This window comes from Streptomyces sp. NBC_00316, from assembly GCF_036158715.1.
Taxonomy (GTDB): domain Bacteria; phylum Actinomycetota; class Actinomycetes; order Streptomycetales; family Streptomycetaceae; genus Streptomyces.
The window spans coordinates 1,602,817-1,618,429 of sequence record NZ_CP108023.1; the positions used below are offsets into that span (position 1 = coordinate 1,602,817).

12 protein-coding genes are annotated in these 15,613 nt (G+C 70.0%); 4 read left to right on the forward strand and 8 right to left on the reverse strand.

What is annotated here, in order from left to right; translation table 11 throughout:
* Window positions 1-107: 107 nt before the first annotated feature.
* The 4 genes from OG878_RS07130 (at window position 108) to OG878_RS07145 (ending at window position 6,703) form a co-directional block, all read left to right on the forward strand.
* Complete coding sequence (locus OG878_RS07130) at window positions 108-1,790, forward strand: thiamine pyrophosphate-binding protein (RefSeq protein WP_328885979.1); 1,683 nt, start codon at window positions 108-110, stop codon at window positions 1,788-1,790.
* A 16-nt stretch (window positions 1,791-1,806) separates the two neighbouring features.
* A complete protein-coding gene (gene frc, locus OG878_RS07135) occupies window positions 1,807-3,036 on the forward strand; it encodes a formyl-CoA transferase (RefSeq protein ID WP_328885980.1) in 1,230 nt (409 codons plus the stop codon).
* 2 nt (window positions 3,037-3,038) lie between these two features.
* Entirely contained in the window at window positions 3,039-5,186 is a 2,148-nt protein-coding gene (locus tag OG878_RS07140) for an acetate--CoA ligase family protein (protein ID WP_328885981.1), read from the forward strand.
* 128 nt (window positions 5,187-5,314) lie between these two features.
* A complete protein-coding gene (locus OG878_RS07145) occupies window positions 5,315-6,703 on the forward strand; it encodes an OFA family MFS transporter (RefSeq protein ID WP_328885982.1) in 1,389 nt (462 codons plus the stop codon).
* Between the two features lie 285 nt (window positions 6,704-6,988).
* Here OG878_RS07145 and OG878_RS07150 read toward each other — a convergent pair whose 3' ends face one another.
* Genes OG878_RS07150 through OG878_RS07185 form a run of 8 tightly spaced genes read right to left on the reverse strand, consistent with a single transcriptional unit; the run spans window position 6,989 to window position 15,601 of the window.
* The gene (locus OG878_RS07150) at window positions 6,989-8,146 is read right to left on the reverse strand and encodes a sugar phosphate isomerase/epimerase family protein (RefSeq protein WP_328885983.1); all 1,158 of its coding nucleotides are present in this window, start codon (window positions 8,144-8,146) and stop codon (window positions 6,989-6,991) included.
* A gap of 49 nt (window positions 8,147-8,195) precedes the next feature.
* Window positions 8,196-9,605, reverse strand: a complete 1,410-nt coding sequence (locus tag OG878_RS07155) for a nucleotide pyrophosphatase/phosphodiesterase family protein (RefSeq protein ID WP_328885984.1) — start codon at window positions 9,603-9,605, stop codon at window positions 8,196-8,198.
* The gene (eboE, locus tag OG878_RS07160; protein ID WP_328885985.1) at window positions 9,602-10,777 is read right to left on the reverse strand and encodes a metabolite traffic protein EboE; all 1,176 of its coding nucleotides are present in this window, start codon (window positions 10,775-10,777) and stop codon (window positions 9,602-9,604) included. Before eboE ends, OG878_RS07155 begins: the two co-directional genes overlap by 4 nt.
* 4 nt (window positions 10,778-10,781) lie before the next feature.
* The gene (locus OG878_RS07165; protein WP_328885986.1) at window positions 10,782-11,630 is read right to left on the reverse strand and encodes a TatD family hydrolase; all 849 of its coding nucleotides are present in this window, start codon (window positions 11,628-11,630) and stop codon (window positions 10,782-10,784) included.
* Window positions 11,630-12,316 (reverse strand): EboA domain-containing protein, encoded by a 687-nt coding sequence (locus OG878_RS07170; protein ID WP_328885987.1) that lies wholly within the window; start codon window positions 12,314-12,316, stop codon window positions 11,630-11,632. Before OG878_RS07170 ends, OG878_RS07165 begins: the two co-directional genes overlap by 1 nt.
* Window positions 12,307-13,188 carry a sugar phosphate isomerase/epimerase family protein gene (locus OG878_RS07175; protein WP_328885988.1) on the reverse strand — a complete coding sequence of 294 codons (882 nt, stop codon included), beginning with the start codon at window positions 13,186-13,188 and terminating at the stop codon, window positions 12,307-12,309. The genes OG878_RS07170 and OG878_RS07175 overlap by 10 nt, the downstream gene beginning before the upstream one ends.
* Window positions 13,185-14,486 carry a UbiA family prenyltransferase gene (locus tag OG878_RS07180; RefSeq protein ID WP_328885989.1) on the reverse strand — a complete coding sequence of 434 codons (1,302 nt, stop codon included), beginning with the start codon at window positions 14,484-14,486 and terminating at the stop codon, window positions 13,185-13,187. Before OG878_RS07180 ends, OG878_RS07175 begins: the two co-directional genes overlap by 4 nt.
* Window positions 14,483-15,601: an inositol-3-phosphate synthase gene (locus OG878_RS07185; RefSeq protein WP_328885990.1), complete on the reverse strand. Its 1,119-nt coding sequence runs from the start codon at window positions 15,599-15,601 to the stop codon at window positions 14,483-14,485. Before OG878_RS07185 ends, OG878_RS07180 begins: the two co-directional genes overlap by 4 nt.
* Between the last annotated feature and the right edge of the window lie 12 nt (window positions 15,602-15,613).

Sequence of the window (15,613 nt, forward strand, 5' to 3'; positions counted from 1 at the left end):
CCGGATGCGGGATAACAAGTTTCATACAGTATTCGTCGACTGTATGCAATGTACTGCGGGAGCACGGCAATGGCTCCTGCACTCCCCTACGAAGGGCCGGGATCGCCATGCCCGAGGACAGCCAGGAACTCATCTCCGGTGGGCACTTGGTCGCCAAGGCGTTGAAGGCCGAGGGGGTGGAGCGCATCTACACCCTCTGCGGCGGCCACATCATCGACATCTATGACGGCTGCGTCGACGAGGGCATCGAAGTCGTCGACGTACGCCATGAACAGGTAGCCGCTCACGCCGCCGACGGCTATGCGCGGATCACCGGCAAGCCGGGATGCGCCGTCGTCACGGCTGGGCCGGGGACCACCGACGCGGTCACGGGCGTCGCGAACGCCTTCCGGGCCGAGTCATCGATGCTGCTGATCGGTGGTCAAGGGGCGCACAGTCAGCACAAGATGGGCTCGCTCCAGGACCTCCCTCACGTCGAGATGATGTCGCCCATCTCCAAGTTCGCCGCCACCGTGCCCGACACCGCCCGCGCAGCCGACATGGTGTCCATGGCCTTCCGCGAGTGCTACCACGGGGCGCCGGGTCCTTCCTTCCTGGAGATCCCGCGCGATGTGCTGGACGCCAAGGTGCCAGTGTCGAAGGCCCGGGTTCCGGAGGCCGCGCAGTACCGGGCCTCGACCCGTACGGCCGGTGACCCCGCGGCCGTCGAGAAGCTCGCCGATCTCCTTGTGCACGCCGAGAAGCCGGCGATCCTGCTGGGCAGTCAGGTATGGACGACCCGGGCGACGGACGACGCCGTCGAGCTCGTACGGACGTTCAATGTCCCCGCCTACATGGACGGGGCCGGGCGCGGCACGCTGCCGCCCGGCGATCCGCACCACTTCCAGCTGTCGCGGCGGTACGCCTTCGCCAACGCCGATCTGATCGTGATCGTGGGTACACCGTTCGACTTCCGGATGGGGTACGGCAAGCGACTCTCCGCCGACGCCACCGTCGTGCAGATCGACCTCGACTACCGCACCGTCGGCAAGAACCGTGACATCGGCCTCGGGATCGTCGGCGATGCGGGAATGGTCCTGAAGGCGGTCACGGAAGCGGCGAGCGGTCGGATCAACGGGGGTGCGGTCAAGCGGAAGGCGTGGCTGGAGGAGCTCCGTGCCGCCGAGCAGACCGCGATCGAGAAGCGGTTGCCCAGCCTGAAGTCGGATTCATCGCCGATCCACCCGTACCGGCTGGTCAGCGAAATCAACGACTTCCTCACCGAGGACTCGATCTACATCGGGGACGGCGGCGACATCGTCACCTTCTCCGGGCAGGTCGTGCAGCCCAGGTCGCCCGGTCACTGGATGGACCCGGGCCCGCTGGGCACGCTCGGTGTCGGTGTGCCGTTCGTCCTGGCGGCGAAGCAGGCCCGGCCCGACAAGGAGGTCGTGGCGCTCTTCGGCGACGGCGCGTTCTCCCTGACCGGATGGGACTTCGAGACGCTGGTCCGCTACAACCTCCCCTTCGTCGGGATCGTCGGCAACAACTCCTCGATGAACCAGATCCGGTACGGCCAGAAGGCGAAGCACGGGGACGAGCGCGAGCGGGTCGGCAACACCCTGGGAAACGTCCACTACGACAAGTTCGCCCAGATGCTGGGCGGTTACGGCGAAGAAATCCGCGACCCCGCCGACATCACGCCGGCGCTGCAGCGGGCCCGGGAGTCCGGATTGCCGTCGCTCATCAACGTCTGGGTCGACCCCGACGCGTACGCCCCCGGAACCATGAACCAGACCATGTACAAGTAACAGAGGAGTCGTTGACATGACCAAAGCTCTAGAGGGCGTGCGCGTCCTCGACATGACGCACGTACAGTCCGGGCCCTCCGCCACTCAGCTGCTGGCCTGGCTCGGCGCGGACGTGGTGAAGCTGGAGGCGCCGTCCGGGGACATTACGCGCAAGCAGCTGCGTGACCTCCCGGACGTCGATTCGCTGTATTTCACGATGCTCAACTGCAACAAGCGGAGCATCACCCTCAACACCAAGACGGAGCGCGGCAAGGAACTGCTGACCGAGCTGATCCGCCGCTCGGACGTGATGGTGGAGAATTTCGGGCCCGGCGCCGTCGACCGGATGGGTTTCACCTGGGAGAAGATCCAGGAGATCAATCCGCGGATCGTGTATGCCTCCATCAAGGGCTTCGGCGAGGGTCCGTACACCAACTTCAAGGCGTACGAGGTCGTCGCCCAGGCCATGGGCGGTTCGATGTCCACCACCGGCTTCGAGGACGGTCCGCCTCTCGCGACCGGTGCGCAGATCGGCGACTCCGGAACCGGCATCCACGCGGTGGCTGGCATCCTGGCCGCGCTGTTCCAGCGCGAGAACACCGGGCGCGGGCAGCGCGTCAATGTCGCCATGCAGCACGCGGTGCTCAATCTGTGCCGGGTGAAACTCCGTGACCAGCAGAGGCTTGCGCACGGACCGCTGGCGGAGTATCCGAACGAGGACTTCGGCGACGAGGTGCCGCGCAGCGGCAACGCAAGCGGCGGCGGGCAGCCCGGCTGGGCGGTGAAGTGCGCGCCCGGTGGGCCCAACGACTATGTGTACGTCATTGTGCAGCCGGTCGGCTGGCAGCCGCTCGCCTCGCTGATCGGACGCCCGGAACTGGTGGACGACCCCGAGTGGGCGACGCCCGAGGCCCGCCTGCCCAAGCTCGACAAGATGTTCCAGCTCATCGAGGAGTGGTCCGCGACGCTCCCCAAGTGGGAGGTGCTGGAGCGGCTGAACGCGCACAACATCCCGTGCGGCCCGATCCTCTCCACCCGGGAGATCATCGAGGACGAGTCCCTGGTCGCCAACGAGATGGTCGTCCAGGTGGAGCACCCGGAGCGCGGCACGTTCACCACCGTGGGCTCCCCGCTGAAGCTCTCCGACTCCCCGGTGGATGTGGTGACTTCGCCGCTGCTCGGCGAGCACAACGAAGAGGTGTACGTCGGTGAGCTGGGCCTCGGCGACGAGGAGCTGCGGCTGCTGAAGACGAACGGAGTCATCTGAACATGGTCGAATCACAGGACCGCGAGACCGTACGGGCGTTGCTCGACTCCGTCCGGGCCGCCGGACGCAGTGCGCTCACCGCACCCGAGGGCAAGATCGTCGCTGATGTGTACGGGATCGCCGTGCCCGGCGAGGAGTTGGCGCAGGACGTCGACGAGGCGGTGGCCTTCGCGGACCGGCTCGGCGGACCGGTCGTACTGAAGATCGTCTCGCCCGATGTGCTGCACAAGACGGACGCCGGCGGCGTCGTCGTCGGGGTGAAGGGCGCCTCCGAGGTACGGGCCGCGTACCACCGGATCATCGAGAACGTGCGGGCGTACGCGCCGGACGCACGGATCGACGGTGTGCAGGTGCAGCAGCTGGTGCCGCCCGGGCAGGAGGTCATCGTCGGTGCGGTGACCGACCCGACATTCGGCAAGGTCGTCGCCTTCGGGCTCGGCGGCGTACTGGTGGAGGTGCTCAAGGACGTCACCTTCCGGCTCGCCCCGGTCAGCGCGGACGAGGCGCTCTCCATGCTCGACTCGATCGGCGCAGCCGAGATCCTGCGCGGGGTGCGCGGTGCGCCGCCGGTGGACCGGTGGGCGCTGGCCGAGCAGATCCGGCGGGTGTCCCAACTGGTCACGGATTTCCCGGAGATTGCGGAGGTCGACCTCAATCCGGTCATCGCCGCACCGGAGGGTGCGGTCGCGGCCGACATCCGGATCCTGCTGGCGACGGACACCGTCAAGCCCAGGCGTACGTACCGGCGCGAGGAGATCCTCACCTCGATGCGCCGGCTGATGGAGCCGCGCTCCGTCGCCGTGATCGGTGCCTCCAACGAGCAGGGCAAGATCGGCAATTCGGTGATGCGCAATCTCATCGACGGGGGCTTCTCCGGGGAGATCCATCCGGTGAACCCCCGGGCCGATGACATTCTGGGCCGCAAGGCGTACAAGAGTGTCACCGACGTTCCCGGTGAGGTGGATGTGGCGGTCTTCGCGATCCCCGCCAAGTTCGTGGCATCGGCGCTGGAAGAGGTGGGGCGCAAGGGGATCCCCAATGCGGTCCTCATCCCTTCCGGATTCGCCGAGACCGGTGAACAGGCGCTGCAGGACGAGATCGTGGCGATCGGCGAGCGGTACGGCGTACGGCTGCTCGGGCCGAACATCTACGGCTACTACTCGACGTGGCAGGACCTCTGCGCCACGTTCTGCACCCCGTACGACGTGAAGGGCGGGGTGGCGCTGACCTCTCAGTCCGGTGGTATCGGCATGGCCATCCTCGGCTTCGCCCGTTCCACCAAGACCGGTGTGTCGGCGATCGTGGGGCTCGGCAACAAGTCCGACATCGACGAGGACGATCTGCTGACCTGGTTCGGTGAGGATCCGAACACCCAGTGCATCGCGATGCACCTGGAGGACCTCAAGGACGGGCGCGCGTTCGTCGAGGCGGCACGGGCGACCGTACCGAAGAAGCCGATCGTGGTGCTGAAGGCCGGCCGTACCAGTGCCGGTGCGAAGGCGGCGGGTTCGCACACCGGTGCGCTGGCGGGCGACGACGCCGTGTACGACGACATTCTCCGCCAGGCCGGGGTGATCAGGGCCCCGGGGCTGAACGACATGCTGGAGTACGCGCGGGCGCTGCCGGTGCTGCCGACGCCGAAGGGCGACAACGTCGTGATCATCACAGGGGCCGGCGGCTCGGGCGTGCTGCTCTCGGACGCCATCGTCGACAACGGTCTGACACTGATGGAGATCCCGGAGGACCTGGACGCCGCATTCCGGAGGTTCATTCCGCCGTTCGGTGCTGCGGGAAACCCCGTGGACATAACGGGCGGCGAGCCGCCGTCGACGTACGAGGCAACGATCCGGCTCGGCCTGGAGGACCCGCGGATCCACTCGCTGGTCCTGGGCTACTGGCACACGATCGTCACTCCCCCGATGGTCTTCGCGGAGCTGACGGCCCGTGTGGTCGCGGAGTTCCGCGAGCGCGGGATCGAGAAGCCGGTCGTTGCCTCGCTGGCCGGCGACACCGAGGTGGAGGAGGCGTGCCAGTACCTCTTCGAGCACGGCGTCGTCGCCTATCCGTACACCACGGAAAAGCCGGTCGCCGCTCTGGGCGCCAAGTACCGATGGGCCCGTGCGGCAGGACTGCTGGACGGTGATCGATGAGCTGAGTGCGAGAGCTCGAACCACGGGGTCTGCGGCGAACCGCTCGGCCGCAGACCCCGGGCGACGCGAAGTGGGAACGGACAGGGGGCGCTGGCCAGACTTCTTCCACGCAAGGGGTTCGATCGATCATGACAACGACAGACATCTCCACATCCGTCCCCTTCAGGGAGGCGACGGACCGCAACGGCCGCGTGTACCGGATGGGTGAGTCCGACCGGGACATCATGGGCCGCCCGCGCTGGACCATGGTGCTCTTCCCCTGGATGGGCATGCTGGGGATCAGCTCGTCGGAGTACGCGTTCACGTCCGCGGAGGACACGCTGCATGAGGCCCACTTGTGGGCCAGTGGCCATATCTTCTGGCTGATGGGTGTCTGGATCTTCTTCCAGGCGGCCGTGGCCTTTCCGGCGGGGCAGCTGCGTGAGAGCGGTCGGCTGCCGGCCAGGAGCGCGATGCTTCTCGGAGCGCTGGGCACCCTGCTCGGCTATCTCTCGCTGGCGTACGCACCGCATGTCGTGGTCGCCTACTTCGGCTTCGGCATGTTCAGCGGTATCGGCGCCGGTCTCGTCTACGCGACCTGCGTGAACATGGTCGGTAAGTGGTACCCGGAGCGCAAGGGCGGCAAGACCGGCATGGTCAACGGCGGTTTCGCCTATGGCTCGGTGCCGTTCGTGTTCCTCTTCACCTCGTACATGGACCTGTCCAACTACCAGGGTGTACTGGTCTCGGTCGGGGTCATCTGCTGTGCGGTCGTCGCGGTCGCCGGCTGGTTCTTCAAGGACCCGCCGAAGAACTGGTGGCCGTCGCACGTCGATCCGCTGAAGGTCTCCGACGACCCGCGGATCGTGCGGTCGCTGGCCAAGAACCCGCCGGCGGTCAAGCAGTACACCCCGCGCGAGGCGGCCCGGACCCCGGTGCTGTGGATGATGTGGTTCTGTCTGCTGTGCACGGCAGGCATCAACATCTTCGGTATCGCCATGCAGGTGCCGTTCGGCAAGGAAATGGGATTCGCCGGCGGCATCGTGGCCACGGCCATGTCACTCAAGGCGATCGTGAACGGGACCGGCCGGGGAGTCATCGGCTGGATCTCCGACCGGTACGGACGCCGCAACACACTGATCATCGTCTGTCTGGTCCTGGGATCCGCACAGTTCGGGGTGTTCTTCTCCGGCGACATCGGGTCGATGCCGTTCTTCCTGTTCTGCTCGATGGTCTCCGGCTTCGGTGGCGGCGCCATCTTCCCGCTGTTCGCGGCGATGACCGCGGACTACTTCGGTGAGAACAACAACGCCTCCAACTACGGAATGGTCTACAGCTCCAAGCTGATCTCCGGCCTGGTCGGCTCCGGTGTCGGCGCGGTCGTGGTCGGCGCCTGGGGCTACGGCGGTGCCTTCGCCCTGGCAGGCAGCATCGGACTCGCCTCCGCGGTACTCGCGGTGTTCCTGCGGGCACCGGGCCGGCCGAGCACCAAGCACATCGAACCCAATCCGTATCCGATCAGCCGGGAGATCTCCTGACATGACCGCGGACCACACCTGACCCGCTCCGCGCCGGCCACCCGGGCCGGCGCGGACATCCGCGAAATCACGAACCCGCGCCACCGCGTCCACCACACCGGCAACACCGACCAGCAGGTCCCCGGCCGCCCGCGCGGTTCCGGAAGCTGGTCAGGCACCGTGTGCTCCTGGTGACAACCATGGAGCGCACGGTGCCTGACGTCACCGGGCGGGCGTTCGCGCTGTTCCCCGGATGTCAGGAATCCGGGGTGAGGCGCGGACCGCCCCTCCGGTGCCGCCTTGGTCCTACTTGCGCAGCGCCGCCAGGTTGTCGTAGCCGATCCGCGCATGCTTCAGGGACTGCGCGAGGTCGGTGGAGCTCGGTGCGTTGTCCTGCTCGACCATCGGGTTGCGGTAGTTCTTCTCCCCGACCCGGCTGAAGAACGTCCGGTAGTCGATGACCCCGGTACCGAAGGGGACCATGTCGTAGCCCTGTCCGCTGGTCGTGTTGACGACGCCGTCCTTGGCGTGGAACAGCGGGTAGCGCTTGTTGTTGCGGCGGACCAGTGCCGCGGGGTCGAATATGTTCTCCTGCTGCGATCCGTCGTGGGCGGTGTAGGTGTGGAACTTGTACTGGGCGACGTGCGCCCAGAAGATGTCCATCTCCAGCCATACGGTCTTCGGGTCGGTGACCTTGAGGAAGTACTCGAGCTTGCGGATGCCGGAGCTGCGGGTGGGCCGGCCCTGTGCGTCCAGCGGACCTCCGTCGAGCAGGAAGCCGTAGGCCGCGTCGTGGTTGTGGGTGTACAGCTTGATGCCCGCACGATGAGCGATCTGCCCCAGGGCGTTCCACTTGTCGGCGGCCACGTCCCAGTCGGCACGGTAGGCGCTGCCGGTGGGGTCGCCACCGGTGCCCATGTGGTCCATGCCGAGGATGTTCGCTATTTCGAGGGTCCGCTTGAACTGGTCCAGGTCGCTCTGGTTCAGCGGCCAGGACGACGGGATGAAGCCGTGGTTGCCCTGGGCGCGCAGACCGTAGTCGTCCAGCCACGAGCGCAGCAGCTTCGCACCCTCCACCGTTTCGAGGTTGCTTCCGCCGGGTGCGTTGGCGTGCTGGCCGTACCCGGCGAACTCGACCTGCTTGTAGCCGTAGCGGGCCAGCTCCTTGAAGACCTCGCGGAAGCCCGAGGGAAGGTCGGTGCTGAGCGGATCCCGGCCCGTGGCGTCGCGCACGGTGTACAAGATGATTCCGCGCTTCGACGCCGGGACCAGATCCTGGCCGTGGCCCTGGCCGTTCCCCTTGTGGGAAGCGGGCTGGGCGAAGGCCGGCGACGCGCCGAAGGCGGGCGCGGCGATCGCCGTGGCCGCAGCGGCGGTGCAGGTGCTGAGAAAGCGGCGGCGACTGACGCCGAGGCTGCGGCGCAGGGCGCCGTCCGTTCCGGATTCGTCGTTGTACACGGTCACGGTCTCTCTCTTTCTCGAAGATGCTCGCAACGCTGTGCACGGACCGATCTCATGCGAGGCCGGCAAGCGCGAGGAGCAGGGACTTCACTTCGGTGGCCCGGACAGGTCCGGTGAACGCGTGGGGGGTGGAGCAGAGGATGAGCGGACCTTCTTCGTCGCTCATGGGGAGGCGGCCGTGGCTGCCACGGATAGGTGACGGGTCGAGGGGCACGACCGCCATGCGGTAGCGCATGCCGAGCTTCTTGCGGGCCACGGCGGTGGCCGCCTTGACCCGTACGTACGGGTCCTGGGGGTCCAGGAAGAGTTCGACCGGGTCGTAGCCGGGTTTGCGGTGGATCTCGACGAGCTGCGCGAAGTCGGGGGCGCGCGCGTCGTCGAGCCAGTAGTAGTACGTGAACCAGGCGTCCGGGTCGGCGACGGCCACGAGTTCGCCGGAGCGCGGGTGGTCGAGGCCGTGTGCCTTCTTGCCCTCGTCGTCGAGGAGCTGCTCGATGCCCTGGACGTCCTGGAGAGCTTCACGAGTGGCATCGAGGTCCTCGGGGCGGCGTACGTAGATGTGGGCGAGCTGGTGGTCGGCGACGGCGAAGGCCCGGGACGCCATCGGGTCCAGGTACTCCATGCCGTCCTGGGTGTGGACCTCCAGCAGTCCGGCGCGGCGCAGGGCCCGGTTGATGTCGACCGGACGGTCGACGCGGGTGATGCCGTATTCGGAGAGCGCCACGACGGTGCGGCCCTCGCGGCGGGCGTCCTCCAGGAGCGGGGCCATGGCCCGGTCGAGGTCGGCGGCGGCGCGGTAGGAGCGGGGGTCGTCGGGGCCGTAGCGCTGGAGGTCGTAGTCGAGGTGCGGGAGGTAGCACAGGGCCAGGTCGGGGTGGCGGGTGTCGAGGATGTGCCGGGTCGCGTCGATGATCCACTGCGAGGAGACCAGGTCGGCGCCGGGGCCCCAGAAGTGGAAGAGGGGGAACGTGCCGAGCTTCTCGGTGAGTTCGTCGTGGAGGGCGGGCGGCCGGGTGTAGCAGTCGGGTTCCTTGCGCCCGTCGGCGTAGTAGACGGGGCGCGGGGTGACGGTGATGTCGGTGTCGGCGCCCATGGCGTACCACCAGCAGATGTTGGCGACGGTGTAGCCGGGGTGGACGCGGCGGGCGGCGTCCCAGAGCTTGTCGCCGGCGACCAGGCCGTTGTGCTGACGCCACAGGAGGACGTCGCCGAGCTCGCGGAAGTACCAGCCGTTGGCGACGATGCCGTGCTCGGCGGGGGTGGTGCCGGTGAGGAAGGTGGACTGGGCGGCGCAGGTGACGGCGGGCAGCACGGTGCCCAGAGGGGCGTGGGTGCCGGACCGCCCGAGGTTCTTGAGGTGCGGCATGTGGTCGAGGAGCCGGGGGGTGAGCCCGACGACGTCGAGGACGAGCAGCGGGGTGGGGGCGGAGCCCGGGGACGTACCCGTTTCGGCTGCGGTCATGGGAGCTCCTTGAGGCCGAGGTCGACCAGGAGGTCGCGGGCGAGGGTGAGTTCGGCGGCGATGCCGTCGGCGAGCTGGGCGCGGGTACGGGGGCGCAGCTCGGCGGGGAGCGCCTGCCAGGTGTAGGTCTCGACCTCCAGGTGACGGGTCACCGGGCGGGCGCCGCCGACCAGGCGGGTGAGCGCGGCCCCGAGCACCGGGAGGGTGGAGGTGAGCGGTGGGGCGGGCGGGGCGTGCAGCGGTACGTGGAAGTGGGCTCGCCACGGGGTGCCGTCGGGCAGAGCCCGGCCGCTGACGGCTTCCTCGAGGTCGTCGGTGCCGCGCAGTCCGTGGGTGGTGAGCGTGCGGGTCTGGTGGAGGAAGCGCGGTTCGGCGAAGGCGGCGAGTGCGGTGCGCACCTCGGGCAGGTGCGGGTGTTCGGCGTGGAGCGCAGCGGAGAGCTGGGTCTTGGCGACGGGGATGCCCGCTGCGGCGAGTGCGTCGAGGGCGGGGCCGGGGTCCTCGAAGGAGGTGGCGAGGTGACAGGTGTCGACGCAGATGCCGATGCGGTGGTGACCGACGGCGGCGAGCGGGGCGATCGCGTCGGCGGTCGTCTCGATCGTGCAGCCCGGTTCGGGTTCGAGGCCGATCCGGATGGACTTGCCGGTCAGCTCGGCCAGGGCGTCGAGGCGTTCGGCGAGGGTGACGAGGGCGGTGCGCGCGGTGCGGGCGGCCTCGGGGTCGTCGGCGTACGGGGTGCGCCAGGCGATCGGGAGGGTGGAGACGGTGCCTTCGGTGACGTCCTCGGGGAGCAGGGTGGCGAGCAGCCGGGCGAGATCGGTGGTGTGGGCGAGCCGTTCGGGGTCCGTCCAGTCCGGCTTGTACACCCGGTACTTGACCTCCTCGGCCCCGAAGCCCTCGTACGGGAAGCCGTTGAGGGTGACGACCTCCAGACCGCGCCGGTCGAGTTCCCCACGCAGGGAACGCAGCTGGGCAGGGTCGTTGATCAGGGTGTTCGCGGCGTCCTTGGCGAGCCAGAGGCCGATGCCGAGGCGGTCGCGGCCAAGGCGCTTGCGGACGGGCTCGCAGTGGTCGCGCAGCTGGGCGCGGATACCGTCCAGCGTCTCGGCGGGGTGCACGTTGGTGCAGTACGCGAGGTGGACGGTCGATCCGTCGGGGTGGCGGAAGCGCATCGGATCACTCCCCGCCGCGGAGGATGGAGTTCCCCTCGTGGAGCGGGTCGGGGGTGGTGAGGTCGAGTCGGAGCCGGCCGCTCTGGCCGTAGAAGGCGACGGGGTTGCGCCAGAGCACCTGGTCGACGTCGTCGTCGCCGAACCCGGCGGCGAGCATGGCGTCGCCGACCCTGCGGGTCTTGAGGGGATCGCTCCTGCCCCAGTCCGCGGCCGAGTTGACCAGGATCTTCTCGGTACCGTAGGTCCTCAGGATCGCGACCATGCGGTCCTCGTCCATCTTGGTGTCGGGATAGATGGAGAAGCCGGCCCAGCAGCCGCTGTCCATGGCGTCCTTGACGGTCGTCTCGTTGAGGTGATCGAGCACGACACGTTCCGGGGGGAGCTGGGACTCGCGGATGACGTCGATGGTGCGGTGCAGGCCGGCGAGCTTGTCGCGGTGCGGGGTGTGGACGAGGGCGGGCAGCCCGTGCTCTGCGGCGAGCTGGAGCTGGGCGGCCAGGGCTGTGTCCTCGGCGGGGGTCATGGAGTCGTAGCCGATCTCGCCGACGGCGACGACCGAGTCCTTGACGAGATAGCGGGGCAGGGCGTCCAGCACGGGCGTGCAGCGGGGGTCGTTCGCCTCCTTGGGATTGAGGGCGAGCGTGCAGTGGTGGGCGATGCCGTACTGGGCGGCGCGGAAGGGTTCCCAGCCGAGCAGGGCGTCGAAGTAGTCGATGAAGCTGGCGGGCGAGGTGCGGGGCTGGCCGAGCCAGAAGGAGGGTTCGACGAGGGCGCGGACACCTGCGTCGTACATCGCCTGGTAGTCGTCCGTGGTGCGGGAGGTCATATGGATGTGGGGGTCGAAGATGCGCATCAGGACTCCTCCGTGGGGGGTTGGGCTCTCCCCTGCTCGACTGCGTTCGAGGGTTCGGGGGGTGCGGGGGCCGTGAGGGCGAGGGCGCGGCGCAGGTCGTCGGGGACGGTGCGGCCTGCAGCGATGCGCTCGGCCGCGAAGTCACCGAGCATGCGGGCGAGTTCAGCGTCGCCTCGCGCGCGCCGGTCCAGTCCGTCGACGGCATCCACGGGGACACCGGTGAAGAGGCACTTGAGGATGGCGTGCCGCCATTGGTGCGCGTCGAGGTGGGCGGCGGCGTACGGGCCGACGGCGGCGGCGACCAGCCGGGTGTCGTTGGTGCGCAGGGCGTCCTCGACGAGCGGGAGAGCGGCGGGGCCGAGATCCAGCCGGTGCAGGGTGAGAAGGACGGCGCGGCGTTCGGCGGCGGTGCCGTGTTCGTAGAGGCGGGTCACGACGGGCAGACCGGCGCAGGCTTCGAGGAGCAGCAGAACACGTACGGAATCGGCGTGCTCGAGTCCGCAGTGCCGGCCCGCGGCGGCGAATCTGAGCTCCCACGGGGGTACGGCGTAGCGGCTGCCGGGCGCGGTGTCCGCGTGGAGGGCGGTGTGGGCGGCCTCGGCGAGGGACTCGTCGAGCCAGGCGCGCGCGGCACCACCCAGTTGTGCGTCGAGTTGTTCGCGGGTCACCGGCGGGGTCATCGGCATGGTGTCGCTCCCTTCGAGGACATCGACGGGATCCGGGACCGCAGGAACTCGACGGATGTCCTGGCCAGTTCGGGTCCCGCGTGGGAATGGCGGGGCAGTTCGACGACGGTGAGGCCGTGGTATCCGGTGTCGCCCAGGGCGTCGAGCGCCTCGAGCACGGGTGGGAAGTCGATCTCTCCGTCACCGAACGGAAGGTGTTCGTGGACGCCCCGGCGCATGTCCTCGATCTGCACGTGCCGCAGCCAGGGAGCGGCGGCCCGGACGCAGTCGGCGGGCTCGGCCGGTTCCAGGCACTGGCAGTGACCGATGTCGAGGGTGAGCCCGAGCGGTTCGGGGTCGCCGCTGAGGACGCGGAGACGGTGGAAGTCCGAGAGGGTGGCGAGGAGATGGCCGGGTTCGGGCTCGATGGCGAGCGGGACGCCGGTGCCGGCGGCGGCGTCGAGCACGGGGGCGAGCGCGTCCGTCAGCCGCTCCCAGGCCGTCTCGGGTGAGGTGCCGGGTGGGGTGATGCCGCTGAAGCAGTGCACGGCGTGGGCGCCGAGGTCGGCGGCGACGTCGACGGCACGCAGCAGCAGCCGGGTGCGGACGGCGCGGGCCTCCGGGTCCGCATCGAGGAGGGACGGTCCGTGCTTGCGGCGTGGGTCGAGGACATAGCGGGCCCCCGTCTCGATGGTCACGCCGAGCCCCGACCGGTCGAGCGCGGCCGCCACGTGACGGGTGCGTGCGGCGAGGTCCGGGGCGAGGGGGTCGAGGTGCATGTGGTCGAGGGTGAGGCCGACGCCGTCGTAGCCGAGGTCCGCGAGGAGTTCGAGCGCGTCGTCCAGGCGGAGGTCGGTGAGCCCGTTGGTGCCGTAGCCGAGGCGGATCGTCATGTGAGGCTCACCTTCCGGGCGAGGGTCCGGGCGAGGGGGACGAGCCCCATGACGGCGAGCCCGGTGGCGGCCCCTCCGGCGCGGGCGGCGAGCGCGGCCTGGAGCGGGATCATCGCCCGGATGCCGCTGCCGACGGCGCGCTGGGTGAGGGGCGCGGACGGGTTGAGGGCGGCGTGGAGGAGGGGCTCGGCGGCGGTACGGAAGTAGGTCGCGGTGAGTGCCGTAAGGAGGACGCCGGGTGAGGTGGGGGTTCCGGGTCGGGGGTGGTGGTCCCCCGGTCCGTCCCTTCCCGGTATCCGGGGCAGGCCACCGGAGCCCTGCTGCCCGCGCACCGCGACGGCGCCCAGCGCGGCGACCGCCGCGAGCGCGCCGAGGGGCACGGCGGTGGAACCTCCCTGCGCCTCGTGGCGCGAGACCGCGGTGACGGCGTAGGTGTGCGCGCCGAGCAGGGCGGCCACGGGCACGGCAGCAAGCACCGCGGGGTGGACGGCGCCCATGGTGCGGGTGGCGCCCCCGGGGAAAGCGGTGCGCCCGGGAAGGGCATGGCCGGCACTGCGTACGACGCCCGGCGTGCCGGTCGCGCCTGCTGTGCGGGCGGTGCCGACCGGGCGGGCAGGGACAGGTACGTGCCGGGACGGCTCCGCGCGGCGGGGTTCGCGATCCGTGGTCGCCGTCGCCACCGCACGGCCGATCCGGCCGAGCAGCCGGGCGACCGGGCCGCCTCGCCGCTTCCCCGCCACGGACCGGAAGGGTGCGGATGCCCCGACGAAGCCTGTGGTTGTCGCGGACGGAGTGACCGCGCCTGCAGCGGGCAGGGCCGCGATGCGGGAGCTGGTCGTACCCGCCCCCGCCGTCGCCGTCGCTCCCAGCAGGAGGTCCAGTGCGCGGGCCGCCGCCATCGCTGCCGGGCCCGCCTGGGTGTGCTTCAGGCGGAGGTCGTACGCCCAGACCGTTGCCGCCAGACCCGTGGCCACCGTCAGGGCCGGACGGCCCGCGCGGGCGGCCAGCATCAGACCTGCGGCCGTCAGGGCGCCGGCTGCCGCCAGGGCGGCGCCGGGGGTGATCCGGCCCGAGGGGATCGGGCGGTGCGGGCGGTCGACGGCGTCCTCGTCGCGGTCCGCCCAGTCGTTGAGGGCCATGCCCGCCTCGTAGAGACAGAGGGAGGCACCGACAGCCAGTGCAGTGCCCCCGTTGGGGCGCCGGCCGATGACCGCCGCCCCGGCCAGCGCATCACCGGGGACGGTGAACAGCGCCGATACCCGGAGCAGTTCGGCCCAGGCCCGTACCGCGGCCGTCATTTCTGCCCCCGCAGCCGTTCGGCGAAGGCCATCAGCTGCAGATACTGGTCGGAGAGTGCGGCGGGCCCGCCGTCCGGGTCCTTGAAGTAGAAGCCGAGTTCGGGCAATGGGCCCGTCAGCCCCGCCTCGTGGGCGCGGGCGAGCAGGCGCGCCAGGTCCAGGACCAGCGGGGCGGCCAGCGCCGAGTCGCACCCCTGCCATGTCGTCTGGAGGACCATGCGCGCCCCGAGGAATCCGTCGAACGCGATGTGGTCCCAGGCCGTCTTCCAGTCGCCGAGGGCCGGCACGTCGTCGATGTGCACCTCGCCCTCGGGAGCGACGCCCAGGGTGTCGGCGAGAACCCGTTCCTTGCCCGCGTTCTTCGCCGCCGCCGCGGCCGGGTCGGCCAGCGCCGCCCCGTCCCCGCCGCCCAGCAGATTCGTGCCGGACCAGGCCCGTACGGGCAGGGCGCGCTGCACGAACATCGGGGCGAGTACGGAGCGGAGCAGCGTCTGGCCCGTCTTGCCGTCGCGGCCTGCGTGAGGAAGTCCGCATTCCGCGACGGCGTCCTGGAGCGCGGGGGTGCGCAGCCCGGTCGAGGGGGTGAAGTTGACGTAGGGGCAGCCGGCCCGGAGCGCCGCCGCGGCGTAGAGCGAGCTGGCGGGCAACCGGTGCTGCCCGGGTTCCGGAACCGGTTCGGTCGACGCGACGTTGACCACGACGGTGCGGGCCAGGCCGTTGCGGCGGCGGAAGTCGGTGAGGTCGGCGGCGAATGCGGCGATGAGCTCTTCGTCGGTGCGGGTGTCGCCGGGCAGCGGCCCACCGGGGCGTATCTCCGCGTCGGCCGCGGCGAGTTCGGACCGGACCGCCGAGGGAAGTCCGTGTGGGAGCACTCCCCCGGCGGCCAGGGCCTCGGCCCGCTTGGGCAGGGGGCAGTCGACGGTGTCGTGTCCGCCGAAGACCAGGGAGGTCAGCGCCGGCAGCCCGCTGCCGGCGAAGGGCGCGGTCTCGGTGACCATGCCCGCCGCCGGGTGGAGCCCCGCCGCGACGGCTGCGCAGCCCGCTGTGGCGGTGGTGGCGACGGAGCCGCGTGCTCCGATGAACCAGACTCCGGTACGAACGGCATGTGCTGACACGGGGCTGCCTCC

Coding starts and splice junctions, on each gene's coding strand:
- OG878_RS07145 (WP_328885982.1), top strand. CDS start 5,315: ATGACAACGACAGACATCTCCACATCCGTCCCCTTCAGGGAGGCGACG.
- OG878_RS07130 (WP_328885979.1), top strand. CDS start 108: ATGCCCGAGGACAGCCAGGAACTCATCTCCGGTGGGCACTTGGTCGCC.
- OG878_RS07165 (WP_328885986.1), bottom strand. CDS start 11,630: ATGCGCATCTTCGACCCCCACATCCATATGACCTCCCGCACCACGGAC.
- frc (WP_328885980.1), top strand. CDS start 1,807: ATGACCAAAGCTCTAGAGGGCGTGCGCGTCCTCGACATGACGCACGTA.
- OG878_RS07155 (WP_328885984.1), bottom strand. CDS start 9,605: ATGACCGCAGCCGAAACGGGTACGTCCCCGGGCTCCGCCCCCACCCCG.
- OG878_RS07180 (WP_328885989.1), bottom strand. CDS start 14,486: ATGACGGCCGCGGTACGGGCCTGGGCCGAACTGCTCCGGGTATCGGCG.
- eboE (WP_328885985.1), bottom strand. CDS start 10,777: ATGCGCTTCCGCCACCCCGACGGATCGACCGTCCACCTCGCGTACTGC.
- OG878_RS07140 (WP_328885981.1), top strand. CDS start 3,039: ATGGTCGAATCACAGGACCGCGAGACCGTACGGGCGTTGCTCGACTCC.
- OG878_RS07175 (WP_328885988.1), bottom strand. CDS start 13,188: ATGACGATCCGCCTCGGCTACGGCACCAACGGGCTCACCGACCTCCGC.
- OG878_RS07170 (WP_328885987.1), bottom strand. CDS start 12,316: ATGCCGATGACCCCGCCGGTGACCCGCGAACAACTCGACGCACAACTG.